This window comes from Endobacterium cereale (assembly GCF_009617585.1).
Lineage (GTDB): Bacteria > Pseudomonadota > Alphaproteobacteria > Rhizobiales > Rhizobiaceae > Neorhizobium > Neorhizobium cereale.
Genome location: NZ_WIXI01000022.1, coordinates 484,917 through 509,376, shown reverse-complemented (window position 1 = coordinate 509,376; position 24,460 = coordinate 484,917). Strand labels below are relative to the sequence as shown.

24 protein-coding genes and 1 tRNA gene are annotated in these 24,460 nt (G+C 60.1%); 13 read left to right on the top strand and 12 right to left on the bottom strand.

Annotation, left to right across the window (positions count from 1 at the left end):
- From GAO09_RS02720 to GAO09_RS02710, 3 genes are all read right to left on the bottom strand, one after another.
- A complete protein-coding gene (locus GAO09_RS02720) occupies positions 1-951 on the bottom strand; it encodes a carbohydrate ABC transporter permease (RefSeq protein WP_153352494.1) in 951 nt (316 codons plus the stop codon).
- A gap of 183 nt (positions 952-1,134) precedes the next feature.
- Positions 1,135-2,400 (bottom strand): ABC transporter substrate-binding protein, encoded by a 1,266-nt coding sequence (locus GAO09_RS02715; protein ID WP_153352493.1) that lies wholly within the window; start codon positions 2,398-2,400, stop codon positions 1,135-1,137.
- Between the two features lie 50 nt (positions 2,401-2,450).
- Positions 2,451-3,341, bottom strand: coding sequence for an N-acetylmuramic acid 6-phosphate etherase (locus GAO09_RS02710; protein WP_153352492.1), 891 nt, complete (start codon positions 3,339-3,341; stop codon positions 2,451-2,453).
- A gap of 207 nt (positions 3,342-3,548) precedes the next feature.
- On the opposite strand from GAO09_RS02710, the gene GAO09_RS02705 reads away from it, so the two are divergent.
- The 5 genes from GAO09_RS02705 to GAO09_RS02685 are packed head-to-tail and all read left to right on the top strand — an operon-like array spanning position 3,549 to position 7,840.
- Complete coding sequence (locus GAO09_RS02705; RefSeq protein ID WP_153352491.1) at positions 3,549-4,436, top strand: glucosamine kinase nucleotide-binding domain-containing protein; 888 nt, start codon at positions 3,549-3,551, stop codon at positions 4,434-4,436.
- Positions 4,433-5,197, top strand: coding sequence for a GntR family transcriptional regulator (locus GAO09_RS02700; RefSeq protein ID WP_153352490.1), 765 nt, complete (start codon positions 4,433-4,435; stop codon positions 5,195-5,197). The genes GAO09_RS02705 and GAO09_RS02700 overlap by 4 nt, the downstream gene beginning before the upstream one ends.
- 15 nt (positions 5,198-5,212) lie before the next feature.
- Positions 5,213-6,241 carry an SIS domain-containing protein gene (locus GAO09_RS02695; protein WP_153352489.1) on the top strand — a complete coding sequence of 343 codons (1,029 nt, stop codon included), beginning with the start codon at positions 5,213-5,215 and terminating at the stop codon, positions 6,239-6,241.
- Positions 6,238-7,395, top strand: coding sequence for an N-acetylglucosamine-6-phosphate deacetylase (gene nagA / locus GAO09_RS02690; RefSeq protein ID WP_153352488.1), 1,158 nt, complete (start codon positions 6,238-6,240; stop codon positions 7,393-7,395). The genes GAO09_RS02695 and nagA overlap by 4 nt, the downstream gene beginning before the upstream one ends.
- Before the next feature lie 40 nt (positions 7,396-7,435).
- Positions 7,436-7,840, top strand: coding sequence for a hypothetical protein (locus GAO09_RS02685; protein WP_153352487.1), 405 nt, complete (start codon positions 7,436-7,438; stop codon positions 7,838-7,840).
- Between the two features lie 53 nt (positions 7,841-7,893).
- Here GAO09_RS02685 and GAO09_RS02680 read toward each other — a convergent pair.
- Positions 7,894-7,969: transfer RNA gene (locus GAO09_RS02680), tRNA-Ala, on the bottom strand.
- Between the two features lie 153 nt (positions 7,970-8,122).
- The gene (locus GAO09_RS02675) at positions 8,123-8,509 is read right to left on the bottom strand and encodes a TIGR02300 family protein (protein WP_324184973.1); all 387 of its coding nucleotides are present in this window, start codon (positions 8,507-8,509) and stop codon (positions 8,123-8,125) included.
- 260 nt (positions 8,510-8,769) lie between these two features.
- On the opposite strand from GAO09_RS02675, the gene cmk reads away from it, so the two are divergent.
- Both cmk and rpsA read left to right on the top strand, forming a co-directional pair.
- Positions 8,770-9,408 carry a (d)CMP kinase gene (gene cmk, locus GAO09_RS02670; protein WP_153352486.1) on the top strand — a complete coding sequence of 213 codons (639 nt, stop codon included), beginning with the start codon at positions 8,770-8,772 and terminating at the stop codon, positions 9,406-9,408.
- Between the two features lie 149 nt (positions 9,409-9,557).
- Positions 9,558-11,261 (top strand): 30S ribosomal protein S1, encoded by a 1,704-nt coding sequence (gene rpsA, locus GAO09_RS02665; RefSeq protein WP_153352485.1) that lies wholly within the window; start codon positions 9,558-9,560, stop codon positions 11,259-11,261.
- Between the two features lie 83 nt (positions 11,262-11,344).
- Here rpsA and GAO09_RS02660 read toward each other — a convergent pair whose 3' ends face one another.
- Both GAO09_RS02660 and GAO09_RS02655 read right to left on the bottom strand, forming a co-directional pair.
- A complete protein-coding gene (locus tag GAO09_RS02660; protein WP_153352484.1) occupies positions 11,345-13,111 on the bottom strand; it encodes a hypothetical protein in 1,767 nt (588 codons plus the stop codon).
- Positions 13,112-13,292: 181 nt separating this feature from the next.
- On the bottom strand, positions 13,293-13,580 hold the full coding sequence (locus tag GAO09_RS02655) for a hypothetical protein (protein WP_153352483.1): 288 nt from the start codon (positions 13,578-13,580) through the stop codon (positions 13,293-13,295).
- A 22-nt stretch (positions 13,581-13,602) separates the two neighbouring features.
- Between GAO09_RS02655 and GAO09_RS02650 the strand changes: the two genes are divergently transcribed.
- Positions 13,603-13,866 carry a hypothetical protein gene (locus GAO09_RS02650; RefSeq protein ID WP_153352482.1) on the top strand — a complete coding sequence of 88 codons (264 nt, stop codon included), beginning with the start codon at positions 13,603-13,605 and terminating at the stop codon, positions 13,864-13,866.
- Between the two features lie 33 nt (positions 13,867-13,899).
- Here GAO09_RS02650 and GAO09_RS02645 read toward each other — a convergent pair whose 3' ends face one another.
- Positions 13,900-14,523 carry a ribonuclease D gene (locus GAO09_RS02645; RefSeq protein WP_153352481.1) on the bottom strand — a complete coding sequence of 208 codons (624 nt, stop codon included), beginning with the start codon at positions 14,521-14,523 and terminating at the stop codon, positions 13,900-13,902.
- A 437-nt stretch (positions 14,524-14,960) separates the two neighbouring features.
- On the opposite strand from GAO09_RS02645, the gene GAO09_RS02640 reads away from it, so the two are divergent.
- The 4 genes from GAO09_RS02640 to GAO09_RS02625 all read left to right on the top strand — a co-directional run bounded on the left by GAO09_RS02640 (position 14,961) and on the right by GAO09_RS02625 (position 19,413).
- Positions 14,961-16,715 carry an alkaline phosphatase gene (locus GAO09_RS02640; protein WP_153352480.1) on the top strand — a complete coding sequence of 585 codons (1,755 nt, stop codon included), beginning with the start codon at positions 14,961-14,963 and terminating at the stop codon, positions 16,713-16,715.
- Positions 16,716-16,827: 112 nt separating this feature from the next.
- On the top strand, positions 16,828-17,307 hold the full coding sequence (locus GAO09_RS02635; RefSeq protein WP_153352479.1) for a hypothetical protein: 480 nt from the start codon (positions 16,828-16,830) through the stop codon (positions 17,305-17,307).
- A gap of 4 nt (positions 17,308-17,311) precedes the next feature.
- Positions 17,312-18,001, top strand: coding sequence for an ABC transporter ATP-binding protein (locus GAO09_RS02630; protein WP_153352478.1), 690 nt, complete (start codon positions 17,312-17,314; stop codon positions 17,999-18,001).
- On the top strand, positions 17,998-19,413 hold the full coding sequence (locus tag GAO09_RS02625) for an ABC transporter permease (RefSeq protein ID WP_153352477.1): 1,416 nt from the start codon (positions 17,998-18,000) through the stop codon (positions 19,411-19,413). The genes GAO09_RS02630 and GAO09_RS02625 overlap by 4 nt, the downstream gene beginning before the upstream one ends.
- A gap of 18 nt (positions 19,414-19,431) precedes the next feature.
- On the opposite strand, the gene GAO09_RS02620 is transcribed toward GAO09_RS02625, so the two are convergent.
- The 4 genes from GAO09_RS02620 to exbB form a co-directional block, all read right to left on the bottom strand.
- Positions 19,432-20,421 carry an Ldh family oxidoreductase gene (locus GAO09_RS02620; protein WP_153352476.1) on the bottom strand — a complete coding sequence of 330 codons (990 nt, stop codon included), beginning with the start codon at positions 20,419-20,421 and terminating at the stop codon, positions 19,432-19,434.
- A gap of 93 nt (positions 20,422-20,514) precedes the next feature.
- On the bottom strand, positions 20,515-21,462 hold the full coding sequence (locus GAO09_RS02615) for an energy transducer TonB family protein (protein WP_324184971.1): 948 nt from the start codon (positions 21,460-21,462) through the stop codon (positions 20,515-20,517).
- Positions 21,459-21,974, bottom strand: coding sequence for a TonB system transport protein ExbD (gene exbD, locus GAO09_RS02610; protein ID WP_153352475.1), 516 nt, complete (start codon positions 21,972-21,974; stop codon positions 21,459-21,461). The genes GAO09_RS02615 and exbD overlap by 4 nt, the downstream gene beginning before the upstream one ends.
- Before the next feature lie 5 nt (positions 21,975-21,979).
- Complete coding sequence (gene exbB / locus GAO09_RS02605; RefSeq protein WP_235937884.1) at positions 21,980-23,242, bottom strand: tonB-system energizer ExbB; 1,263 nt, start codon at positions 23,240-23,242, stop codon at positions 21,980-21,982.
- Between the two features lie 294 nt (positions 23,243-23,536).
- Here exbB and GAO09_RS02600 point away from each other — a divergent pair, with 294 nt between their 5' ends.
- On the top strand, positions 23,537-24,442 hold the full coding sequence (locus GAO09_RS02600; protein WP_153352474.1) for a DMT family transporter: 906 nt from the start codon (positions 23,537-23,539) through the stop codon (positions 24,440-24,442).
- Positions 24,443-24,460: the final 18 nt, after the last annotated feature.

Genomic DNA, 24,460 nt, shown 5'->3' with positions numbered 1-24,460 from the left:
TCAGAACTGGTAGCGACGAATGCGCCGCTGGATGACAAAAAGGTAGAGCGACACGCCGGCGAGGATGATCAGGAACATCACGGTGGCGATGGTGGCCCCCATCGAGCGGTCGCCCATCTGGTTCTGGAAGCCGAAGAAGGTTCGGTAGAGCAGGGTGCCGAGAATATCGGTCGAGCCGTCGGGCCCGGCCAGCGCCCCCTGAACGGTGTAGATCAGGTCGAAGGCGTTGAAATTGCCGACGAAAGTGAGGATGGAGATGATGCCGATCGACGGCAGGATCAGCGGCAGCTTGATCTTCCAGAACTGGCCCCAGCCGGTAATGCCATCGCATTCGGCGGCCTCCAGCACTTCTTCGGGAATGTTCAAGAGGGCGGCATAGATCAGCATCATCGGAATACCGACATATTGCCACACCGAAATCAGCGACACGGTGATCAGCGCACTGTCAGGTCGACCGAGCCAAGGCGCGAACATCCATTTCAAACCGACCACATCCAGCATGCCCGGCGCAATGCCCCAGATCGGCGACAGGATCAGCTTCCAGATGAAGCCGACGATGACAAATGAGAGCAGCGTCGGCACAAAAATGGCGGTGCGATAGAAGGTGGCGAAGCGCAGTTTCGGAATGGAGAGCATGGCGGCAAGCGCAACACCCACCGGGTTCTGCACAAGCATGTGAATGACGAAGAAGATCAGGTTGTTGCCGAGCGCATTCCAGAAACTCGCGGAAAGCCGCGGATCGGAAAACAGCGTGGCGAAATTGGACAGGCCGACAAACGCCGTTTGTCCATCAACGAGATTATAGAGCGACAACCGCAGCGTTTCGATCAGCGGCAGGATCATGATCGCCGTATAGACCAGCACGGCGGGCGCCAGAAACACGGCGATATGCCAGCGAGTGGGCCGTTTGATCGGAACGATCGCAGGATCGGCTGTGTAGATATCGCTCATGACTGGAACTCTACGTTTGCATGTGAGGCGTCATCCTCGGCCTTGTGCCGAGGATCTGACCACGTTCATGATCTTCAGGCAGTTGCAGATCCTCGGGACAAGCCCGAGGATGACGACTGAGAGGTTGATGAGCCTTGCCGAAGATACGTAGGCTGATGATCAGCCTGCGTGCCTTCATTCAGCTCACTTCGCCGGCTTGTACCAGCTGTCCAGACCCTTCTGGGTCTCTTCGGCAGCCTGTTCCGGTGTCTGCGTGCCGTTGATGACGTTTGCCGACACGCGCCACATTTCCAGATCGAGGTTCGGCTTGCCACGGCCGACGATTGCCGCACTCGGACGTATGGTCGGCTTGCAAGTCTGGCGCCACGAGACGAATTCCTGCGCCAGCGGGTCTTCCATCTTCACAGCCGTCGAGTTCAGGCTGAAGAAGCCCGGCAGCGAATTGGCGTAAAGCGTGGCGAATTCCGGCGAGGCGACCCAGGCGAGGAATTTTTTGGCCGCTTCCGGGTTCTTGCCCTTGGCGTTGAGGCCGATACCGATGTCGTTATGGTCGGAAATATAGCAGGTATCGCCGGCCTTCTTCACCGGTGGCGGGAAGGCGCCCATCTCGAAATCGGCCTGCGCCTTGAATGGTGCGATTTCCCACGAACCGGCCGGATAGATGGCCGCGCGGCCGAGCGTGAAGAGGTTCTGGCTGTCCGGATAGGTCTGGGCCTCAAAACCGTCGCCGAGATAAGGCTTCCACTTGGCGAGCGTCTTGTAGGGCTCGACCCAGTCGGCATCGGTCAGTTTCTGCGTGCCGGCGATCAGTGCCTTGCGGCCGTCCTCGCCCTTCCAGTCATTCGGGCCGATATTGTAATAGCCCATGGTCGCGGCTTCCCACTGGTCCTTGGTGCCCATGGCCATCGGGATATAGTTGCCGTCGGTCTTGATCTTGTCGAGCAGGGCAAAAAACTCGTCCTCGGTCTTCGGCACCTCGACCTTCAGCTCTTCAAAGGCCTTCTTGTTGTAGATGAAACCGTGAATGACCGATGCCATCGGCACGCAAAACGTCGTTTTGCCGTCGTCTGTGGTCCAGGCGGATTTTGCCGTGTCGGAAAAATTCTTGATGCCGTCGAGATCGTTCAGAGCGGCCAGCTGGCCCTTCTCGAACATGGCAAGCGACAGGTCGAACGGGCGGCAGGTGATGAGATCGCCCGCCGTGCCAGCCTCCAGCTTGGCGTTGACGGCCGAATTGTATTCGGTCGGCGCCATCGGTGCAAAAGTCACCTTGATGCCAGGGTTTTTGGCTTCGAAGGCGGGGATCAGCTTTTCCTGCCAGATCGACAGGTCGTCATTGCGCCAGCTTTCGATGGTCAGCGCAGTATCAGCAGCGTTGGCGACACCTGCCAGTGCCGCAGGCACAAGCACGGTCGTGGCAAGCATCAGGCCTTTCAGCATACGGGTCATGACATTCTCCCAGTTATAGCGCCCGCAGGCGCGTTTTCGGTTCCCGGTTATTATTCTTTGAACTCGGCCAGCGCCTGCCGCAGCACTTGCCCTGAACGAGCAAGTGCTGCCTGCGCAGCTTCGGAATTTTTTGCGCCGGCCGCCAGCAGCACGGCTATTTTCACCGAGCCAGCAGCGCTTTGCATCCGTTCGCCAGCGGCATCCATGTCGATGCCGGCGATTTCGGAAACGATGCGGGTAGCGCGGCCCCGCAGTTTTTCATTGTCGGCACGCACATCCACCATATGCCCGTCATGCACGTGGCCAAGCTTGATGGCGGTGAGAGTCGACAGCATGTTGAACGCGATTTTTTGGGCGGTTCCAGCGCCCATGCGCGTCGATCCGGCCACCACTTCCGGCGGAGTCGCCAGAAGAACGGCCACATCGGCCACATCGAACAAAGGCGCGCCGGCATTGTTGGCCAGACCGATCACCTTGGCTCCACGGGATGCGGCAATTTTGGCGATAGTGAGCGAATAGGGTGTCGAGCCGCTGGCGGTGACGCAGATCACGCAGTCGTTGGCGTCAATGGAAGCGGCGTCTCGCTCGGCCAGAGCGATATCGTCTTCCGGCCCGCCCGTCAGATCGGTCAGGCTGGCAAGCCCACCGGCCAACAGCACCACGATCCGGTCGCGGGCAATGCCGTAAGTGCCGGGCAATTCAAGCGCATCGGCCATGGCCATCAGGCCGGAACTGCCGGCGCCGACATAGATCAGTCGTCCACCATTGCGCAGAGCGTCGGCCGCCAGTGTGGCCGCCTCAGCAATCGCCGGAATGGCGTCCGATACCGCAAGCGCCGCAGCCTGCTGGCCGTCCGCGAGCAGCCGCAGCACGGCAGCCGGCTCAAGCTGATCGAGCCCGATCGCATTGTCATGTCTGGCTTCGGTGGCGTTTTTGCTCATCCGAGTTCTCCCTCGAGAGAAATGATGCCAAAAAAATACCAATTGTCCAGATGCAAATTAACGGTCGCCTAAGTTGAATCGCGGAACGACCATGATTTCGGAAAAATGTAATTGTAATTCAATGAATTGAAATGTTTCCAAAATGCGAATTGCAAATCGCTCTTGGCTATTGGTACTTTTTTGGTATGGTTTGTGTCGGAGGTATTCATGCCCAACTATATTCTCGGGATCGATGGTGGCGGAACCAGTTGCCGTGCGGCGGTGGCGGATGCCGATGGTCGCATTCTCGGCCGTGGCAAAAGCGGCGCCTCCAACATTCTGTCCGATCCCGACAATGCTCTGCGCCATATCGACGAGGCCGCACGTCTGGCCTTTCGGGATGCCGGTCTTTCGGAACATCTGGTCTCGACATCCTCGGCTCTGCTCGGGCTTGCCGGTAACAATGTCGGCGATGCCGTCAATTATGTTCTGGCCCGCCTGCCGTTCCAGCGCTCGAAAATCGTCAATGACGGGCTGATCGCGCTTGAGGGGGCCGTTGGCAGTGAAGATGGCGCCATCGCCATTCTCGGTACGGGCACCATCTGCCTGGCGCGCCGCGGCGCTGAACTCACCTCTATCGGCGGCTGGGGTTTTCAGGTCAGCGATCTTGGTAGCGGTGCCCGTCTCGGTCATGCCGCGTTGCAGGAGTGCCTGCTGGCGCATGATGGCGTCCGCTCGGTGACGCCGCTCTCCGCCGAACTTTTGGCGGAGTTCGGCAATGATCCCGAGCAGGTCGTCGGGTTTGCCCGCAAGGCCAGCCCCGGCGAATTCGGCCGTTATGCGCCACGCGTATTTTTTGCAGCCGAACGCGGCGATGAGACGGCATTGCGCATTCTTCACGCCGCCGCCGGCGAAGTCGATGCTGCGCTTGATGCCGTTGCCGCCGTCATGCAGGGCGAGGGGCGCCTATGCCTGCTCGGCGGCCTTGCCGGTCTCTATCCAGTCTATCTGGCTGAACGTCATCGCAACCGCCTGTCCGAGCCTTTGGCCGATGCGCTCACCGGCGCCGTCTCGCTTGCCGTGTCCGAACTGACCTCGGAAGGGACCGATCGATGAGCGAAGCGCTTTCCGCCCTTCTGCCGCTCGACGGCTTTCAGGCGGCAAGCGCCGGCCCGCTTTATCTGAAACTGCGCCAGACGCTGGAAGATGCCATCCGCTCCGGACGCCTTGCCCATGGCGCAGCATTGCCCGCAGAACGTGACCTTGCCGATTACGCCAGTGTCAGCCGCGTCACCGTGCGCAAGGCGGTGGATGATCTGGTCAAGGATGGCCTGCTGCTGCGCCGCCACGGTTCCGGCACCTTTGTGGTCAAGCCTGTTTCGCGCGTCGAGCAACCGCTCTCGCATCTGACGTCCTTCACAGAGGACATGGCGCGGCGCGGCCTTGTCACCCGCTCGGAATGGCTGGAGCGCGGGCTTTACCATCCCTCGCCGGAGGAAAGTGTCATGCTGGGCCTTGCACCTGGTACGCTGGTTGCCCGTATAGGCCGCCTGCGCATTGCCAACGACATGCCGCTTGCCATCGAGCGCGCCAGCTTGTCGGCGGAATTCCTGCCCGATCCGGGCCGCGTCACCACCTCGCTTTATGCCGAGCTGGAAAAGGCCAATACGCGGCCGGTGCGCGCCATCCAGCGCATCTCCGCCTGCAACGTGAAAAACCCGGATGCCGGGTTGTTGCAGATGTCGGTCGGTGCCGCCGGCCTGTCGATCGAACGTATTTCCTATCTCGGTTCCGGCCGGGTGGTGGAGTTCACGCGCTCCCTCTATCGGGGCGATGCCTATGATTTCGTGGCCGAGCTGACGCTTGGCGACCGCTGAAAACGGGAGACCACGATGACCACTCAGACCCATATGCGCCGCGAGATCGATGAGATCCCCGAAGCCGTCGCGCGTCTTCTGGAACGTTCTGCCGCTGATTTCAAATCGGCTGGCCTTGCCCTGCGTGAAAAGGATCCGGCCTTTCTCGTCACCATCGCCCGCGGTTCTTCCGATCACGCCGCCACCTTCATCAAATATGCGGTGGAATTGACGGCCGGCCGCCCGGTCGCTTCGCTCGGTCCTTCGCTTGCCTCCATCTATGGCGCAAAACTGAAGCTGGATGGCGGTGCCGCCATCGCCATTTCGCAATCCGGCAAAAGTCCCGATATCGTCGCCATGGCGCAGGCTGCGACTACTTCCGGCGCCGTCACCATCGCGCTTACCAACACACTGCCGTCGCCGATTGCATCCGCATGCAATCATGCGTTGGATATCCAGGCCGGACCGGAACTCGCTGTCGCCGCCACCAAATCCTTCGTGAATTCCATCGTTGCCGGCCTCGCTCTTCTGACCGAATGGACGGGTGACGCCGATCTGCGCAACGCCCTGCAAAACCTGCCTGAAGTCTTTGGCAAGGCCGTCACCCTGCGATGGGATGATTTTGCCGCAGAACTCGGTGATGCCGAATCGCTCTACATGCTCGGTCGTGGCCCGGCGCTGGCGATTGCCAGCGAAGCGGCTCTGAAATTCAAGGAAACCTCCAACATGCATGCCGAGGCCTACTCGGCCGCCGAAGTGCTGCATGGACCGGTGGCGCTGGTGGAAGACAAATTTCCGCTTCTGGCCTTTGCCGCGCGTGATGCCGCGGAGAGCTCTGTCGTGGAGATCGTCGAAAGCCTCGCCGGCAAGCGCGCGCTTGCCTTCGCGACATCGGAAAAGGTCAAGTCCGCTCGAAAACTGCCCTTCGTGGCCACGGGCCATCCGCTCACCGATGCGCTGGCTCTGATTCTGCCCTTCTACGGGTTCGTCGAATCCTGGTCGCGCAGCCGCGGTTTTAATCCGGATGCGCCGGTGGCGCTCAAGAAAGTAACGGAAACACGATGACCAACCGAAAGGCCTATCTGGGCGCCCGCATTTTCGATGGCGAGATGTGGCATGATGAATCGGTGCTCGTCGTAACCGGCGGCAAGGTGGAAACCATCACTGAGCTTTCAACGCTTTCCGAAGGCATCGAGATAGTAACGCTCGACGGCGGCATCCTTCTGCCTGGCTTCATCGACCTGCAGGTCAATGGCGGCGGTGGCGTCATGCTCAATGACGAGCCGACCGTCGAAGGCATTTCCCGTATCTGCGCCGCCCATGCCCGTTTCGGCACGACGGCGCTGTTGCCGACACTGATTACCGATACGCCGGAAATCACCCGCGCCACCATCAAGGCCGGTAGGCAGGCGAAACAGCAAGGTATTGCCGGTTTTCTGGGTCTGCATCTTGAGGGGCCGCATCTTTCTGTCGCGCGCAAGGGTGCGCACGACCCTTCATTGATTCGTCCGATGGAAGAGGCTGATCTCGATCTGCTTCTGTCTTCGGTAAAGGATCTCGATGTTCTCCTGACAACAGTTGCCCCGGAAAACGTCACCGAAGCGCAGGTTGGCCAGTTGGCGAATGCAGGCATCATCGTCAGTCTCGGTCATACCGAATCGAGCTTCGAGACGGCTGGCCGCTACGAAAGGGCCGGCGCGCGTATGGTCACACACCTGTTCAATGCCATGAGCCCGCTCGGCCATCGCGAACCTGGCCTTGTCGGCGCGGCGCTGGAAAGCACCGCACTGCATTGCGGCCTGATTGTTGACGGCATTCATGTTGTTCCACCATCCATGGCCGTCGCCCTGCGCGCCAAACAGGGGCAGGGCCGTATTTTCATCGTCACCGACGCCATGTCGCCCATCGGCACCGATGTGACCAGCTTCACGCTCAATGGTCGGGAAATCCTGCGCAAGGATGGCCGTTTGACGCTCGCCGACGGCACGCTCGCCGGTGCCGATATCGACATGCTGTCATCAGTTCGCTTCGTGCATGAAAAGCTGGGCCTGCCGCTGGAGCAGGCGGTACGCATGGCAAGCGTCTATCCGGCGGAAGCAGTCGGCATTTCGCACAAGGGCGCCTTGAGGGCTGGCATGGATGCGGATTTCGTCGTGCTGAACAACGACCTGTCGATGAGCGCCACTTTCATTGGCGGCACCTGCGTGCATCGCCAATAGCCGCTTCTGTATGGGGCTCGCCGGTGTTATTGGCAGGCGCATGTCCACCATCATGGAAAATACGGAAAGCCGAACCTGCGGTACCTGCACGCTCTGTTGCCGGCTGCCCGATATCGATCATTTCGACAAGCCGGCGAACGCCTGGTGCAGCCATTGCGTCGAAGGGCAGGGCTGTTCGATCTATGCCGAGCGCCCGTCGCTCTGCCGTGATTTCCTCTGTCTCTGGCGCACGGATGATTCGTTGCCGCCCGAATGGGACCCGAAAATCTCGAAAATGATGATTTACGAGCAGGGACCGCAGATCACCGTTCTTGCCGATCCTGATCACCCGGAATTGTGGCGCAGCGAACCCTATCGCAGCCAGCTCGAATCATGGGCAACAAAAGCCGAATCGTCGGGCGGTTACGTGATCGTGTTCTGCGGGGAAGAGGTGTTCAAGATCTGACATACAAGGCTGCTAGATGATCTTATATGGGTCGAAAAATATCTGGGAAGATTTGGTGGAGCTAAGCGGGATCGAACCGCTGACCTCTTGCATGCCATGCAAGCGCTCTCCCAGCTGAGCTATAGCCCCATCAGGGTGGTCCGGTATTTTCCGGTCCTGGGAAACTCCGTGAGCGAGTTCGCTTCGGGAGTGGCGGCTAAGTACTTCCTGTTTCTGAGAAGTGCAAGCCGAAAAATGCGACCCGGTGAAAAAATCTTGTCCGGGCCGCATTTTAAAAGAAGATCAGCCTTCTTCGTCGTCACCGCCGACGCCGATGATGTCGGACATGTCGTCGTCATCGTCTTCTTCGGTTTCGAGGAAGGTGTCGTCATCGTCGCCGTCAAGCTCTACGTCGTCATCGCCCAGATCATCAGGGATGTCGTCGTTGCTTGCGCCGTCATCGTTATCGTCATGCGACGCGACTTCAACTTCGTTGTTTTCGGAATCGACTTCCTGAACGTCCTCTTCCTCGGCCTGTTCCATGATGGCGGCTGCCGAGTTTTCCTCAAAGAAGGAAAGTGGCCAGGATTTGCCGCTATAAGGCGACACGACCGGGTCACGGTTGAGGTCGTAGAATTTCTTGCCCGTATCCGGGTCTACACGTTTGGTACCAAGTTCCGCTTTTGCCACTGTCGAAAGCCTCGTGAGAATGGGCCGAATGGTATCGGCAATGCCGCATTGTTGCGGTCGTCATATTCAAGTGAAAATGCTAGCCGGTCCCCTTAGTCGTTGTCCTTTTGCATGTCAAAGGCAATTTGACCCGGCAAAATCCCGCCATTCCGCAACATGCGGCAGAATGGACCTATCTGCAACATGTTGCATCACATGTATGCCGCCGCCTATGTAGGTGCAGAAAATATGGTTTGCAGCCGGACCAGCGGGGTGTCCTCTTGAAACACATTACGATCGCCATCGACGGACCAGCCGCCGCCGGGAAGGGCACACTGTCGCGCCGTCTGGCCGAAACCTATGGCTTTTATCATCTGGATACCGGGCTGACCTACCGTGCCACAGCCAAGGCACTGCTGGATGCCGGCCTGCCCTTCGATGACGAGGCGGTGGCTGAAAAGATGGCGCTCGAGGTCGATCTTGCCGGGCTGGATCGTGCCGTGCTGGCAAAACACGAGATCGGCGAGGCCGCTTCGAAAATCGCTGTCATGCCTTCCGTGCGCCGTGCGCTGGTGGAAGCGCAGCGCGCCTTTTCGAGGAAGACACCGGGCACCGTGCTTGATGGCCGCGATATCGGCACCGTGGTCTGCCCGGATGCTGCGGTAAAGCTCTATGTCACCGCCTCGCCGGAAGTGCGTGCGCGCCGCCGCTATGACGAGATCGTCGCCTCGGGACAGGCGGCCGACTACGATGCAATCGTCGCGGATGTGAAGACGCGCGACGATCGCGACATGAACCGCGTCGACAGCCCTTTGAAACCGGCGGATGATGCGGTCTTGCTAGATACCTCGGAAATGGGTATAGAGGCCGCGTTTCAGGCAGCAAAACGCATTGTCGACGCTGCCCTGAACCGAAATTGATGGCTCGCCGGTTCGCCCGGCAGCCGGCATGCCCCGAAAGTCTAGTCCCCGCGCCGGATTGCTTCCTTTGAGGAAGCGGACTTGAACTTCGGGTATTTTTAACTCGAACCCCCGGCGCCAGTGTCCAATGGGCACGCCCAGGAGATTTCATGTCAGTATCTACCCCGTCGCGCGAAGATTTCGCAGCCCTGCTGGAAGAATCCTTTGCCAAGACCGATCTCGCCGAAGGCTATGTAGCCAAGGGTATCGTCACGGCGATTGAAAAAGACGTTGCCGTCATCGACGTCGGCCTCAAGGTCGAAGGCCGCATCGCGCTGAAGGAATTCGGCGCCAAGGGCAAAGACGGCACGCTGAAGGTCGGCGACGAAGTTGAAGTTTACGTTGAGCGCATCGAAAACGCTCTCGGCGAAGCTGTTCTGTCGCGCGAAAAGGCTCGCCGCGAAGAAAGCTGGGTCAAGCTCGAAGTCAAGTTCGAAGCTGGCGAGCGTGTCGAAGGCGTTATCTTCAACCAGGTCAAGGGTGGTTTCACCGTCGATCTCGACGGCGCCGTTGCCTTCCTGCCGCGTTCGCAGGTCGACATCCGTCCGATCCGCGACGTCACCCCGCTCATGCACAACCCGCAGCCCTTCGAAATCCTCAAGATGGACAAGCGTCGCGGCAACATCGTTGTATCGCGCCGTACGGTTCTCGAAGAGTCCCGCGCCGAGCAGCGTTCTGAAATCGTTCAGAACCTCGAAGAAGGCCAGGTTGTTGACGGCGTCGTCAAGAACATCACCGATTACGGTGCGTTCGTTGACCTCGGCGGCATCGACGGCCTGCTGCACGTCACCGACATGGCATGGCGCCGTGTGAACCATCCGTCGGAAATCCTGTCCATTGGCCAGCAGGTCAAGGTTCAGATCATCCGCATCAACCAGGAAACCCATCGCATTTCGCTCGGCATGAAGCAGCTCGAGTCGGATCCGTGGGATGGCATCTCGGCCAAGTACCCGGTCGGCAAGAAGATCTCCGGTACCGTCACGAACATCACCGATTACGGTGCATTCGTAGAGCTGGAGCCGGGCATCGAAGGCCTGATCCACATCTCCGAAATGTCCTGGACGAAGAAGAACGTTCATCCCGGCAAGATCCTTTCGACCACGCAGGACGTCGACGTCGTCGTTCTCGAAGTCGATCCGTCCAAGCGCCGTATCTCGCTCGGTCTCAAGCAGACCCTCGAGAACCCGTGGCAGGCATTTGCCTTCAGCCACCCGGCCGGCACTGAAGTCGAAGGCGAAGTCAAGAACAAGACCGAATTCGGCCTGTTCATCGGCCTCGAAGGCGACGTTGACGGCATGGTTCACCTGTCGGATCTCGACTGGAACCGTCCGGGCGAGCAGGTCATCGAAGAGTTCAACAAGGGTGACATCGTCAAGGCTGTTGTTCTGGACGTTGACGTCGAGAAGGAACGCATCTCGCTCGGCATCAAGCAGCTCGGCAAGGACGCTGTTGGCGACGCTGCCGCTTCCGGCGAACTGCGCAAGAACGCTGTTGTTTCGTGCGAAATTATCGCCGTTAACGACGGTGGCATCGAAGTGAAGCTCGTTGAACACGAAGACATCACCTCGTTCATCCGCCGCGCTGACCTCGCTCGCGATCGCGACGACCAGCGTCCGGAGCGCTTCTCGGTTGGCCAGGTTCTTGACGCTCGCGTCACCAACTTCTCCAAGAAGGACCGCAAGGTCATGCTGTCGATCAAGGCTCTCGAGATCGCAGAAGAGAAGGAAGCCGTTGCTCAGTTCGGTTCGTCCGACTCGGGCGCTTCGCTCGGCGACATCCTGGGCGCAGCCCTGAAGAACCGTGGCGGCGAATAATCGCTAGCTTCGATCTTTTGAAATGAAGAGGCCGCCGGATGAAGATCCGGCGGCCTTTTTCTTAATCATCATGCGATTTCAGATTATTCCAGTGATGCCAGCCGGCGATAAAGATCTTCGGCGCTTGCTGACGGATGATCCGACAGATGTTGGCGCGGCGCTTGTTTCAGGCCCGAAGTGGTCGGCATACTGTCAGGGGTGTCCGGATGCTCCATCTCGTCGCCGGGCAGTATGAGCTCAGCCGGTTGCTCATCGCCATCCGTCGGCTGTTCATCACCACCCGAAGGCTGGTGAAAGCCCTGATGCTCGCGCCGCGATGGCTGTTCGTCATCGCCCACGGCTGATTTGCGCCTGACCTCGTGATTTTGCTCGTCATCGAATTCCGGCGTGCCGTCTTGCGGAACGAGCGGATGCCCCGGCACTTCTCGAGGCAAAAATGTCATGCCGAGCAGCGCCTTTTCGAAGGCGGTATCGGGCTGTGCCGCGATCATTGCCGTTGCCGATAGAGGATTGGCAGTCTGCGGCAGCGGGCCGATGACAGGTTCGGGCGCATTCTCGTCAGCCTGCACGGAAGTGGGCACCTGCCTGTTGGCGGGTAATGCGGCATCCTTCGGCGTGTCGATCTCTTCGCTATTCGCAGCGAGGGGCATCTGGCCGCCCTGTGCCGGCAAAACCTGTCGCGCATTTTTCGCGTCAGTTTCACCCGTCAGGAGGTCGGCAATCCAGTCGGCCTGAAACCCGTCGAAAATTGCCCTGGCAATCGTGGCCACCGGCTTGTTGCTCTCACCATGCGCCAGGCGGACCAATGCGGCTGCATCATAGATGGTTGGCGCTTTCGGTTCGGGCTTGTTGGTTGTGGGCGTTTCTGTGCCACGCGCCGTGGCAAAGAGCGCGCTCTCGCCGCGTGCCGTCTGTTGGCGTGCCTCAGATGCGATTGCGGGCGCTGTTTTTCCCTCGACAGAAGGATGACTGTCTGCAACCGGCCGGTTGGCCTGCGCGGCGTCGCCATCAGTGTCAATTTTGGTCTCGGGTGCGAGATGGCTGATGGCATTTTCGCGTGATCGTCCTGCCTGCCCGGATGCTGAGGTGGCGGATTCGGCCACCGGTTTGGCGACAGCAGGCGTCGCCTTGGTCTCGGAAAATGTGGCAGCCTTTGCGAGCAACGCGTCAGTCTCCGTCGCCCCATTCGGCAAGGCTCCGCCGGCAATGTTCGGCGTCGCGGTCGTTGCATCAGCTTTGCTGTGAAGGGTTTTGGTGCCGACACCATTTGGCACGACCGCCGTGTTCCTGTTGCCATTGCCATTGCCATTGCCATTGGCGGGAAGGTCGTTGCCGTTATTTTGCCGATAGGAATTGACCGCGTGGCGCGCAGCGAGGTCGCGTCCCTGATACTGTTCCTGATATTGGGCAATTTCGATCTGCACGGCCAAGCGCGCTGCCGCAGGCCCGGACGGGTCTTTCAGCAGATCCGCCAGCAGGCGTAGCGTCGCGCCCTGCATGATCTGGTTCAACTGTGTTTGCAGGCGCGCGCGCTCGGTCGCGCTCAACGCATTGATGGCTGCCGCCAACCGCTTGCTGTAATCGGCAAGAGCTTCACCTTCACGGCGCGGCAGTTTCAGGAGGCCGCCAAGCGTTTCGGCAAAGACAGAAAGACTCTGCGCCAGCCGCACCTGACCAGAGAGGTCGAGCAATTCCATGCTGGATTGAGTTCCGCCCACGACCGGGCTTGCCGTAACCTGTGTCGCATTCCCCGGCACGGCAACTCCCTGCTCCACCTGCTGGGTGGATGCCTGACGCTGGTTCGCCTGCATGGCATGGGCGACGGGTGTGGCGGGAACAGGGGGCAGCATGGCCGGCTCGACGTCGGAGAGGGCGGATCCTCATGTTGAAGGGACAGCCCGGCGGGACGGTTTGGTGAGGTTCGCAATCCTGCTGATTGCAACCGCCGCGCCTCATGGCGACTTTCATGCCGGATGATACGGCTTAATATGCAGATGATATCCCTAATGTTTTGCTAATGCGCTGAGTGCTTCAAGCGAGAGTTGAAAAATGCCCGCTCATCGGCTGTGCTCTTGCCGTCGCCGTGCTGTTTGTCGAGCACCTTTCCAACCTGTCGTTCTCTTCGCCCCAAGGGTATTTGATCGCGGCCACGAGGTCCGTGAGGAAGAAGTCGAGTTCGCCTAGCCCGAGTTCCTTGCCCAGGTCGTTCAGTCCCGAAGCGCTAACCGATTTCAGCGCACCTTCGATGGCACGGCCACAGGCATAGGACGACATGCCGTCTTCGCGGCTGATGCCCAGCTTTTCGCCGAGCTTGTCCATCAACTGTATCTTGAGTTCGTTGATGTCGACCTTTCATGCCGAAAAGGGCTTCGGCAATGCGGCGTTGCGCACGTCCGTTTTCGGTGCCGGCACTGATGCGCGCCCCGAGAAGCGAGTCCTTTTTCTGCCCGTCTTTTTCTCGGCCTGCTTGCGCCGTTTCTCGATCGTGTCGAGCATCGACTGCATGCTGTCGGTAATGGCGGTGCTGGCCGCTACCTGTGTCGGAAGTAGCATTGCCTGCGTTCGCTTCGCTATGGTTGCCGGAAGGCTAAGCGCGCAGACTTAGCGCCCCCTTAAACAGCCATGACGAGAAACAGCGTCAGCTATGGGCAAAGATGTCCGTTTCGTCCCAACCCAGAAGGTCGAGCTTGGACCGTGTCGGCAGGAAGGCGAAACACGCTTCGGCCAGTTCCATGCGCTTGTCGCGGATGAGGCGGTTCACCTGCTTGTCGCGCAGCGCATGCAGATGCAGCACGTCCGATGCCGCATATTCCAGTTGCGCCTGCGAAAGCACGTCAGCGGCCCAGTCCGTCTGCTGTTGCGCCTTGGAAATGTCGACTTCCAGAAGTTCGCGCAGATTGTCCTTCAGTCCGTGCCGGTCTGTATAGGTACGCGTTAGCCGTGAGGCGATCTTGGTGCAGAAGACCGGCGCCGTCGTCACCCCAAAAGTGTGAAACAGCACAGCAATGTCGAAGCGGCCGTAATGGAAAATCTTCTCATGCGTCGGATCAGCGAGCAGCGCCACGAGATTGGGTGCTTGGCTCTGACCGGCGGCAATGCGGATCACGTCGGCCGTGCCGTCGCCGGGAGAAAGCTGCACGACACAGAGGCGGTCGCGGCGTGGCACTAGTCCCAGCGTTTCCGTATCGATGGCGACAGCGCCGGTGTAACGGGTAGCGTCAGCAGCTGAAATATCGCCTTTATGATAACGGATCTGTGCCATGGAACATCCTTTTTCGAAACTTTCTCGCTATACCGCAATCGCTGACAGCCCCGCCATCTTTAAATGTTTTGCCTCGTTTGGGGTCAGGATTTCATGAAGGGTTGCGCAAAACGCATTGCTGCGTTGCAACAAATTGGTTTCCCTTTCCACTAATGCATGGCTATAAGCAAATCATCGAAGCGACGCACTCCTCCTCCCAGCGTCGCCCGATACGGATCGACAACATCCTCCTCCTCCCAGTTGTCGGTCAAGTTTAAAGCCTGCCGCACCTCCTCCCGCGGCAGGCTTTTTCATTTTATGCCCTTGTTTCCGACGGGCGCTATTCCAGATATTTTTATCTTCGTCAGCCGCTGATGCCATGCGTCACGTAAGTGTCATCTGACGCCGATATACCCCACCTCGCCTTCACTTTTACAACTCCTCAGCGAGGTTCCACCATGCGCAAAATTCTTGCCGCTCTGGTCGCTACGACCGTTCTTGCAGGCGCCGCCCAGGCTGCCGAAGTTTTCCCACTTGATCGCGCCACGATCCTTTCGGGTTCGCCGTTCGACTTCAAGGTCGAGTTCGATGCCGTCGTGAAGCCGGAAGACGTCAAGATCACCGTCAACGGTCAGGACTATAAGGCTGCACTCGGCAAGGAAGTCGAGTTCGTCGCCGAAGAAAGGAACAAGGACAAGGTCCTCGGTTCGGCCGTCATCCTGCGCGACATCACCATCGCAAATGCCGGTGACTACAAGGTCGAGGTTTCTGCCGGTTCTGAAACCAAGAGCGTCACCTGGAATGTTTATGGCACGCCGTCCCAGGCCAAGGCAAAGAACGTCATCTTCCTGATCGCTGATGGTCTTTCGGTTGCTCACCGCACCGCCGCCCGCATCATGTCCAAAGGCATGACCGAGGGTAAGGCCAATGGCCGCCTCAACATGGACGATGTGCCGCCGGTCGCCTTCATCGGCACCTCGGCCACCGACGCTGTCGCAACCGACTCGGCAAACACCATGTCGGCCTACATGACCGGTCACAAGACCGCCGTGAACGCCATCGGCGTCTATGCCGACCGTACACCGGCCTCGCTGGACGACCCGAAGGTCGAAAACATCGCCGAAGCCCTGCGTCGCCAGACCAAGAAGTCGATCGGTATCGTTTCGACTGCCGAGTTGCAGGACGCGACGCCTGCTGCCGTCGTTGCCCACACCCGCAAGCGCGGCGACAAGGCCGACATCAACGGCATGCTGTTCGATCTGAAGCCGGAAGTCGTTCTCGGTGGTGGCTCCGCCTATTTCCTGCCGCAGTCGACTGCCGGCTCGAAGCGTAAGGACGACAAGGATTTCGTCAAGCTGTTCCAAGACGCCGGTTACAAGCTGGCAACCAGCAAGGGTGAACTGGCAACCGCTGCCGGCGCCAACGATGGCAAGATCCTGGGCTTGTTCCACACGGGCAATCTCGACACCACGCTTGACCGCGAGTTCCTGAAAAAGGGTACCGTCGGCAAGTTCCCGGAACAGCCGGGCCTCGTCGAAATGACCAAGGTCGCTCTCGACACGCTCTCGAAGAACCCGGAAGGTTTCTTCCTGATGGTTGAAGCTGCCAATGTCGACAAGATGTCTCACCCGCTGGATTGGGACCGCGCTGTCGTCGATACGATCGAATTCGACCAGGCCATCGGTGTTGCTCGCGAATTCGCGGCCAAGAACCCCGACACTCTGATCGTCGTCACCGGCGACCACACCCACGGCGTTTCCATCATCGGCACCGTTGATGACGAAAAGCCGGGCACCGACATGCGCGAAAAGGTCGGCACGTATGCCGAAGCCGGCTTCCCGAACTACGAAGACAAAAACGGTGATGGCTTCCCGGACAAGGTCGACGTTTCCCGCCGCCTGTTCCTGAATGCCAATAACGGCCCGGACCATTACGAAACCTTCCGCCCGAAGCTTGACGGCCCGTTCGCACCGGCCATCCAGAACGAAAAGAAGGAATACATCGCCAACGAACAGTACAAGGACGTACCCGGCGCCGTCTTCGTGCAGGGCATTATCCCGAAGAGCGCTGACAGCGGCGTCCACGCTGTTGACGACATCGTTCTGCAGGCTGAAGGCCCCGGCGCCGAAGGTTTCCGTGGCTACATGGAACAGAGCGACGTCTACAAGGGTCTGGCTGAAGCTTTCGCTCTCGGCGCAAAACAGACCAACTAAGACCTGATATCGTGAGGGCACGCTGCAAAGGCGTGCCCTTGCCATTACGGCTCTTGTGTCGCCGTCCTGTCGGGATCACGATGCGGGAGACATTTCCAAAAGGAGAATGGTCATGAGCAAGTCGGTTGAGGCGCGTATTAATCGCCGCCAAACCCTTCAGACCATAGGCTTGGGCCTCATCGCCGGTCTACCGCTTCTGGCCGCCGGTACGCGCGCCGAGGCCAATAGCGACATCACATTCGACGAACTCTATGGCAAGGTCAGCGTGCTTGGCCTCGAGTTTTCGGAAAAGGTCAAGCAGCTGAACGGCAAGGAGATCGCCATGCGCGGTTTCATGGCGCCGCCGTTGAAGGCCGAAGCGCAGTTTTTCGTGCTGACTGAAATCCCGATGTCGATCTGCCCGTTCTGCTCCACCGACAGCGACTGGCCGGACAATATCGTCGTCGTTTATCTCGGTGAAAAACAGACCTTTACCCAGCCTAGCCAGACGATCGAAGTGCGCGGCAAGCTGGAAATGGGTTCCTGGACGGACCCGGAAACAGGCTTTGTCAGCCTCCTGCGCATTCGCCAGGCCGAATACGACACGGTTTGAAAACATGCTTCCGCTGAAAATCGAAAATCTCGCCGTCACCTTTCCCGGTCTGGTGGCGCCGGTGCTGAGTATCGGCACGCTTGAAATCTCTGCCGGCAGCCATGTGGCGCTGACGGGCGGTTCGGGTTCTGGCAAGAGCACACTCATCAACATCATTGCAGGGCTCGAGCGCATCCGCGCCGGCAAGGTCCTCTGGGGTTCTCAAAACCTCGCCGATCTTTCCGAAGGCAGACGCGACCGATGGCGCGCCGAAAATATCGGCCTCGTCATGCAGGATTTTCATCTGTTCCCGGGCCTCTCCGCCCTCGAAAATATCCTGCTTCCAGCACGTCTGTCGCGTGTCGCCAATGCCGAATTGGTAAAGCGCGCGCACGCACTGTTCGAAACTGTCGGGCTGAAACGTCCGGAACAGCACATCGAAACCATGTCGCGTGGTGAAATGCAGCGTGTGGCAATCGCCCGCGCCCTTTTGCGTAAACCCGGCGTCATCATCGCCGATGAACCAACCGCCAGCCTTGATCTAGAAAGTGGCGAGGCGGTCGGTGATTTGCTTTTATCCGTCGCCGCCGATGCCGGCTCCACACTCATCATCGCAAGCCATGACCAGCGCCTTGTCGAGCGGCTCGGCCGCCGCCTGTCTCTGAAAAGTGGTCGTATCATCGGTGACGTGCCGACCGGGGAGATCGCCGCATGATTCGCTTCATTCTTGCTGATCTGCGTCGTCTCTGGCTGGGCGGCGCTGTCGTCATTCTTCTGGTGGCGCTTGCCACCGCACTTGGCGTCGCCGTCACGCTTCAGGAACGCTCGTTGCGCCTGGGCAGTGCACGTGCGGCGGACAAATTCGATCTCGTTGTGGGGGCCCCCGGCAGCGAAACGCAGCTGATCCTCTCATCGATCTTCCTGCAGGCGGCACCGCTGCCTTTGGTCGAGGGTTCGGTCCTGACGAAACTTGCCGCTGATCCGCGCGTATCATGGGCGGCACCGGTCGGGTTTGGTGATTCCTTTGCCGGCTATCCGATCATCGGCACGACGACCAGCCTGATCAGCGGTACGACGACCGGATTTTCCGAAGGCAAGATGTTTGCGCTGGAAGGCGAGGCCGTTCTCGGCGCTGCGGTCGATCTGTCGATCGGTGCCGAAATCAAACCCATGCACGGCACGGCGGAAACCGGTGGCCATACGCATGCGGGGCCGGCGTACAAGGTGGTCGGCAAGCTGCAGCCCACCGGCACGCCCTGGGACCGCGCCATCCTCGTGCCTATTCAGGCCGTCTGGCATGTCCACGGCCTCGGCGCGGATCACGGCCATCATGAAGAACATGAGGGTGAGCACCACGACGCGGATGGTCACGATCATTCCGCCGAAGGCGAAGCCCACCACGATGACGCCGATGTCCATGCCGAAGGAGCATCAGGTCACCCGGATACGGCGGCACATGCTCAGGAAGCCCAGCAGCAGGGCCAGAAATATGCTTTTGCGCTGGGTGCAGCCTCGTCGAAACATGTCGAGGAAGACCATCACGGCAGCATCGATGCTGATACGCCCATCGTCGAAACCTTTGGTGCCTCCACACCGGGCTTGCCGGCCATTCTGGTCAAGCCGAAGACGATCGCCGATGCCTATCGCCTGCGCCAGGAATACCGTTCGGGCTCCACGCTCGGTGTCTTTCCGGGCGAGGTTCTCACCGGCCTTTATGCTACGCTTGGCGATGCCAAGATGGTGTTAAGCGCTGTCGCCGCTGGGTCCCAAGGTCTGGTGGCCGCCGCCCTCGTTCTCGTCACGGTGATTCACGTGGGGCAGCGCCGCCGTCAGATAGGCGCTCTGCGCGCCTTCGGTGCGCCGCGTAGTTCGGTCTTCCTCATCGTCTGGCTGGAGTTGTTCCTGCTCGTTGCGCTTGGCGTCGGCATCGGATTTCTGGTTGGCTTGGGGGCGGCGCATGTCGGCGCGCAGATGTTCACCGCCAAGAGCGGCGTCATACTGCCGGTCGGCTTTACCCGGGAGGATGGGAGATTGGCGCTGATCCTGCTCGGCTTTGCCGGTGTGCTGGCGGCCGTGCCGGCATTGCTTGCCTATCGTCAGTCGCCTGCTCAGGCCCTCAGGGCCTGAGCCAAGACACCGTCCTTTTCAGCGCAACGCAGCGATCGCAGCCATCACGTCATCTTCAATAACCAGGCCGGTTTCCAGCGCTGTCCGGCGCAAATCGCCGCCACGACGCCCAGGAAGCCGTACACCCTCTTCACGGGTTATCTCTGTGGCAAGAGCAGCCATCCGCTCGGCCGTGCCGCCTGCGGCAGCTTCCGGATCGATGGCGATGATCATGTGGCCGAGCGACGGGGCAGGGCCGTGTTCGTCAAACAGTGAACTGGCCTGATAGGAAAAATTGGCGCCGGTCAGCCCTGCCGCCAGAACTTCTACCATCAGCGCCAGTGCCGCGCCCTTGGCGCCGCCGGCCGGCGCCATCGTGCCATTCAACGCCGCGGCCGGGTCGGTGGTCGGGTTGCCATCCGCGTCAAAAGCCCAGTCGTCGGGAATGCTGGCGTGTTTCTGGTGCGCTGCCATCACCTTGCCGCGCGCCACCTTGGAAAGCGCCAGGTCGATCACCAGCGGGTCGGCACCGGCAACCGGCACGGCAAAGGCAATCGGGTTGGTGCCGTAAAGCGGTGTCTTGCCACCCCAGGGCGCCATCGCCGCCGGTGCGTTGGCAAACATCATCGCCACCAGACCCTGCTCGGCAAAGCGCTCCACCGTCAACGCCATTACGCCGGCGTGGTGCGAACGGTTGATGGCAGCAAGCGCAATGCCTTGTTTGCGCACGATGGAAGGCAGCATCTCCGCTGCCAGATCAAGCGCCGGATAGGCAAAACCATGATTGGCATTGATCGCCAGAATGCCGGGCTTTGGCTGCGACGGGACTGGCTGCGCGCGACCATCCACCTTGCCGGTAAGAACCTGCTTCACATAAGCCGGTACGCGGCGAAGCCCATGGCCGGATTGTCCGGCGGCTTCCGCTTGCACCAGCGCACGGGCAACGGAGGCCGCTGCCGGGGCATCGACGCCGTTATGCTCAAAAACGGAAGAGATGAGGAGTTCGGCTTCTGCCAGGGAAATGGTCATGGACTGCACCTGTTGCGATGCAGCAAAACCTAGCAAGCGTCAAATAGGAACGCTACAGCCGCAACCGAGTTTCTCGATTGCGGCTGAATGTTTTTAGCGGATTGTGAACTGCATCGGGAAGGTAATGGTCTTGTTCACTCCAGTAGGCGGCGCCGGCACGGGCGAGGCGCGTTTGACTAGCGCCAGAACCTCCTGATCAAGAGCCGAGGAGCCGGACGAGCGCGACAGCGAAACCGACAGAACGTTGCCGCTATTGTCGATCTGGAAGCGGACGTACACCGTACCTTCTTCACGCTTGGAGCGGGCGGCCGCCGGATAGCGCTTGCGACGCTCCAGATGCGCGGCAAGACGTCCCTGCCAGCGCTGTGGCGACATAGAGGACGAACGGGAGTTGCTCGCCGACGTCTGCTGTGCCGCGGTCCGGTCGGACTGGTTCGCATCGACCTTGGCTTCCTGACGCGCCTGCGAGGCCTGAACCTGTTTTTTCGGACGCGGCTTTTCCGCCACTTTCTTTTTCACCGGCTCTTCCGGTTTTTTCTCTACCGGTTCCGGTGGCCGCATCGTCGGCAGCGGCACTTCGACATTGTCGAGCGCGGCCATCTGTTCTTCCACGATCGGATCCACCTGCGGCTCCGGCGGTTCTTCCGGTACGGTCTCGGTCACTTCCTGGACGGGTTCCGGCTCAGGCGGCTGTTCCTCGACGATCGGCTCCGGTGGCGGAGGCTCGGGAGGCGTCACTTCTTCCGGTGGCGCCTCGGGCTGCGGCTCTACAGGGTCCGGTGTGTCGCTCTTGATTTCCTCGGAATCTTCCGTCTGCTCGGCTATCTGCGTTTCTTCCGGCATCGCCGCTTCCGGTTCCGGCGCCAGTTCGATCATGATCGCAGGCGGCGGTGCATTGTCGCCTGCTGCCACTTCGGTCTGCTGCATCAGGTAAAAGCCGGCGCCGATATGCAGGGCAAGCACGAAAAGACCCGCCGAGCACCACAGAGCGGCCTCCCCAAAGCGCCCGGCCGGCGATGGATTGAAGCTGACCGAGTTCACGGATTTGCACCTCCAGCAGGGGCGGGCGCAGCCGAAGGCTGGGCTGCAGGCGCTGCGGATGCCGCTGCGCCGTCCTGGGCCGGCATCGGCGCGGGCAGGCTTTCAAGGCCCACGAGAGCGATCTTGAGATAACCGGCGTCACGCAGAAGGTTCATCACCTCCATGAAGTGGCCGTAATCGACCATCTTGTCGGCGCGCAGGAAAATGCGGGTGTCGCGCTTGCCTTCGGTCAGTCGATCAAGCGTCGTTGCCAGTTCCTCACGGGCGACGACATCATTGCCGAGATTGAGTGTCAGGTCCTGCTTGACCGTCAGATACATCGGCTCGTCCGGTCGCTCCGCCGGCTTGGCGGTGGAGGCCGGTAGATCGACATTGACGTCGACGGTGGCGAGCGGTGCAGCCACCATGAAGATGATCAGGAGAACCAGCATAACGTCGATGAACGGCGTGACGTTGATCTCGTGGTTCTCGGCCATTTCCTCGCCGTGATGTTCGCGAATGCCGCCAGCCATGGTTCTTACTCCCCGGCAACAAGCGAAACGGGCTTGGCGCGGCCGCCTGGCGGTATCTTGCGGAAGTCGAGGTCACGGCTGACCAGTCGCTCGACGCCGGCTGCCGCATCGGCCAGAAGCTGGCGATAACCGGTCACCGAACGGGCAAACATGTTGTAGATCACCACGGCCGGAATAGCGGCCACGAGACCGAGGGCGGTTGCAAGCAATGCCTCGGCAATACCGGGAGCGACAACGGCAAGGTTGGTCGTGTTCGATTCCGAAATGCCGATGAACGAGTTCATTATGCCCCATACGGTACCGAACAGGCCAACGAACGGACCAACCGAACCGATCGTGGCAAGAATTCCGGTTCCGCGTGCCATACGACGGCCGGCAAAGGCTTCAATACGGGTCAGCACGGAGGAAACGCGTTCCTTCACACCATCACCTTCGGCGTGCTCGATAGCGGCTTCCGACACTTCCATTTCCTCGGCAGCAGCACGCAGCATCGTGGCGGCCGGGCCACCACGGCCCTCGGTCGCCTGTACCGCTTCAGTCAGCGTGCGCGAATTGCGGATGGCCTTGATCGTCCTTTTCGCACGGGTGCGGGCGCCTGCCAGTTCCAGCGTCTTTGCAAACCAAACGGTCCAGGTCAGCAGCGAAGCGATGGCAAGGCCGATCATGACGCTTTTGACGACCCAGTCGGCCTGCATGAACATGCCCCAGGGCGACAGATCGTGCGGCAGGTCGGCGCGCGGTGCGTCCTCGCCTGTGGCGGGTGTGATGTCGGTCGCCTGCGGCGCCGGCTGCGCATCAGGCTGAGCAGGAGCGGTGGTGGCGGAAGGATCGCTACCCTGCGGTGTTGCGGGGGCAGATTGTTCGGACGTCGCGGGCGCGCTTGGGGTTGCGCCGGCCGGCGGAGTTGCCGGGGTTGTGTTATTGTCTGCCGGTGCCTGTGTCGATTGGGCCGGAGCGGCAGGCGCTTGATCGGCAGGCTGAGCCTGCGGCAGACGGCCGGTCGGCGCCTGCGCTGCCGGTGCCTGGGTCGCAGGTGCCGGTGTTGCGGGCGTGCTCGGCTGCGATGTTTCGGAAGGCGCAGGCGTTGTCGGTGCGGTGTTCTGGGTCGGAGCGGGCGCTGTTTGTGCCGGTGCGGAAGGCGCTTCCGTCGATGGCGTTTGCGCGTGAACGGACGTGGTCATCAGCGTTGCCGCGATGAGCGCCGTGCAGGATATCAGATGCATGCCACGGCCACGGGTGGTCGAAACGTGATTTTTGGCTATGGACATTCAGAAATTCTCCGGACTCGAAACAGGCTCGCACGATGCATCCCATCGTGTGCCATGCCCGGGAGAATGCTTTTGCGCATTCCATCCGTCAGCGAACATGCCCCAGGCGACGCTCGTACCGTTCGGTTACCCGATAGTAAACTTGACTGCGCTTGGCAACAATAAATTGCTGCATCACGGTAAAATACGCTTGTTCGGGTCAAGTTTGGAACCTGCAGGTTTGCTTGACTCGCCGCTAAAACTGTTGCGAATTTCCTCTGCCTTCAAAAAACCAGCCATGGACTGGAGACTGTCATGAACATCATTCGCTCGCAGTCTCCTGTCGCTCTCGGCATGGGTTTAATGCTTGTGGGCATGCTGATGTTCGCGCTCAACGACACGATGGGAAAATGGCTCGTGTCATCCTATTCGCTGAGCCAGATCCTGTTCATCCGCAGCACCGCCGCCTTCGTCATTTTGGCACCCGCCTTCTGGCGGCATCGCGGCCAGTTGCTCACGTCACCCAAACCGGGCCTCCAGTCGGCGCGCGCAATTCTTTCAACAGCGGAAGTCGCCTCCTTCTATTTCGTCGTCGGTTTCATGCCGCTGGCGGATGCCATGACCTATTGGCTGGCTGCTCCCATCTATGTGGCTGCTCTGTCGCCGATCCTGCTGAAGGAAAAGGTGGGCTGGCGGCGGTGGAGTGCCATCGCCGTCGGTTTCCTTGGCGTGGTCATAGCCCTGCAGCCGGGGGCTGCCAGTTTCGGCCTGCCGGCACTTCTGGCGCTTGCCGGCAGCGCTGCTTTCGCCTTCATGATGATTTCGGGTCGTCAGCTTCGCGATACGCCGGATATCGTTCTCGTCTTCTGGCAGGTGGTTTCAGCAGGTGTCGCGGGGCTGGTCTTCCTGCCGTGGCAATGGTCATCCATTCAGTCCGGCTTCGATCTCGGCATGCTTTGCCTGCTCGGCGTCGTCGCGTCTGCCGCGCATCTTCTCGTCAATCGTGCGCTCAAGCTTGCGGATGCCGCCACCGTCGTGCCACTGCAATATACGCTTCTGCTCTGGGCCATGCTGTTCGGCTGGATCTTTTTCGACGATATCCCGAAACCCGCAACGCTTGTCGGCGCAGCCCTCATCGTTGCGGCCGGCCTCTATATCTTCTTCCGGGAAAACCGGCTGAGGAAGAAGCGGCCACCCGAAGTGCTAGAGCCGGCGCCCTGAACACTCAATAAAAAAGCC

Coding starts and splice junctions, on each gene's coding strand:
- GAO09_RS02720 (WP_153352494.1), bottom strand. CDS start 951: ATGAGCGATATCTACACAGCCGATCCTGCGATCGTTCCGATCAAACGG.
- GAO09_RS02715 (WP_153352493.1), bottom strand. CDS start 2,400: ATGACCCGTATGCTGAAAGGCCTGATGCTTGCCACGACCGTGCTTGTG.
- GAO09_RS02710 (WP_153352492.1), bottom strand. CDS start 3,341: ATGAGCAAAAACGCCACCGAAGCCAGACATGACAATGCGATCGGGCTC.
- GAO09_RS02705 (WP_153352491.1), top strand. CDS start 3,549: ATGCCCAACTATATTCTCGGGATCGATGGTGGCGGAACCAGTTGCCGT.
- GAO09_RS02700 (WP_153352490.1), top strand. CDS start 4,433: ATGAGCGAAGCGCTTTCCGCCCTTCTGCCGCTCGACGGCTTTCAGGCG.
- GAO09_RS02695 (WP_153352489.1), top strand. CDS start 5,213: ATGACCACTCAGACCCATATGCGCCGCGAGATCGATGAGATCCCCGAA.
- nagA (WP_153352488.1), top strand. CDS start 6,238: ATGACCAACCGAAAGGCCTATCTGGGCGCCCGCATTTTCGATGGCGAG.
- GAO09_RS02685 (WP_153352487.1), top strand. CDS start 7,436: ATGTCCACCATCATGGAAAATACGGAAAGCCGAACCTGCGGTACCTGC.
- rpsA (WP_153352485.1), top strand. CDS start 9,558: ATGTCAGTATCTACCCCGTCGCGCGAAGATTTCGCAGCCCTGCTGGAA.
- GAO09_RS02660 (WP_153352484.1), bottom strand. CDS start 13,111: ATGCTGCCCCCTGTTCCCGCCACACCCGTCGCCCATGCCATGCAGGCG.
- GAO09_RS02655 (WP_153352483.1), bottom strand. CDS start 13,580: ATGGACAAGCTCGGCGAAAAGCTGGGCATCAGCCGCGAAGACGGCATG.
- GAO09_RS02650 (WP_153352482.1), top strand. CDS start 13,603: ATGTCGACCTTTCATGCCGAAAAGGGCTTCGGCAATGCGGCGTTGCGC.
- GAO09_RS02645 (WP_153352481.1), bottom strand. CDS start 14,523: ATGGCACAGATCCGTTATCATAAAGGCGATATTTCAGCTGCTGACGCT.
- GAO09_RS02640 (WP_153352480.1), top strand. CDS start 14,961: ATGCGCAAAATTCTTGCCGCTCTGGTCGCTACGACCGTTCTTGCAGGC.
- GAO09_RS02635 (WP_153352479.1), top strand. CDS start 16,828: ATGAGCAAGTCGGTTGAGGCGCGTATTAATCGCCGCCAAACCCTTCAG.
- GAO09_RS02630 (WP_153352478.1), top strand. CDS start 17,312: ATGCTTCCGCTGAAAATCGAAAATCTCGCCGTCACCTTTCCCGGTCTG.
- GAO09_RS02625 (WP_153352477.1), top strand. CDS start 17,998: ATGATTCGCTTCATTCTTGCTGATCTGCGTCGTCTCTGGCTGGGCGGC.
- GAO09_RS02620 (WP_153352476.1), bottom strand. CDS start 20,421: ATGACCATTTCCCTGGCAGAAGCCGAACTCCTCATCTCTTCCGTTTTT.
- exbD (WP_153352475.1), bottom strand. CDS start 21,974: ATGGCTGGCGGCATTCGCGAACATCACGGCGAGGAAATGGCCGAGAAC.
- exbB (WP_235937884.1), bottom strand. CDS start 23,242: ATGTCCATAGCCAAAAATCACGTTTCGACCACCCGTGGCCGTGGCATG.
- GAO09_RS02600 (WP_153352474.1), top strand. CDS start 23,537: ATGAACATCATTCGCTCGCAGTCTCCTGTCGCTCTCGGCATGGGTTTA.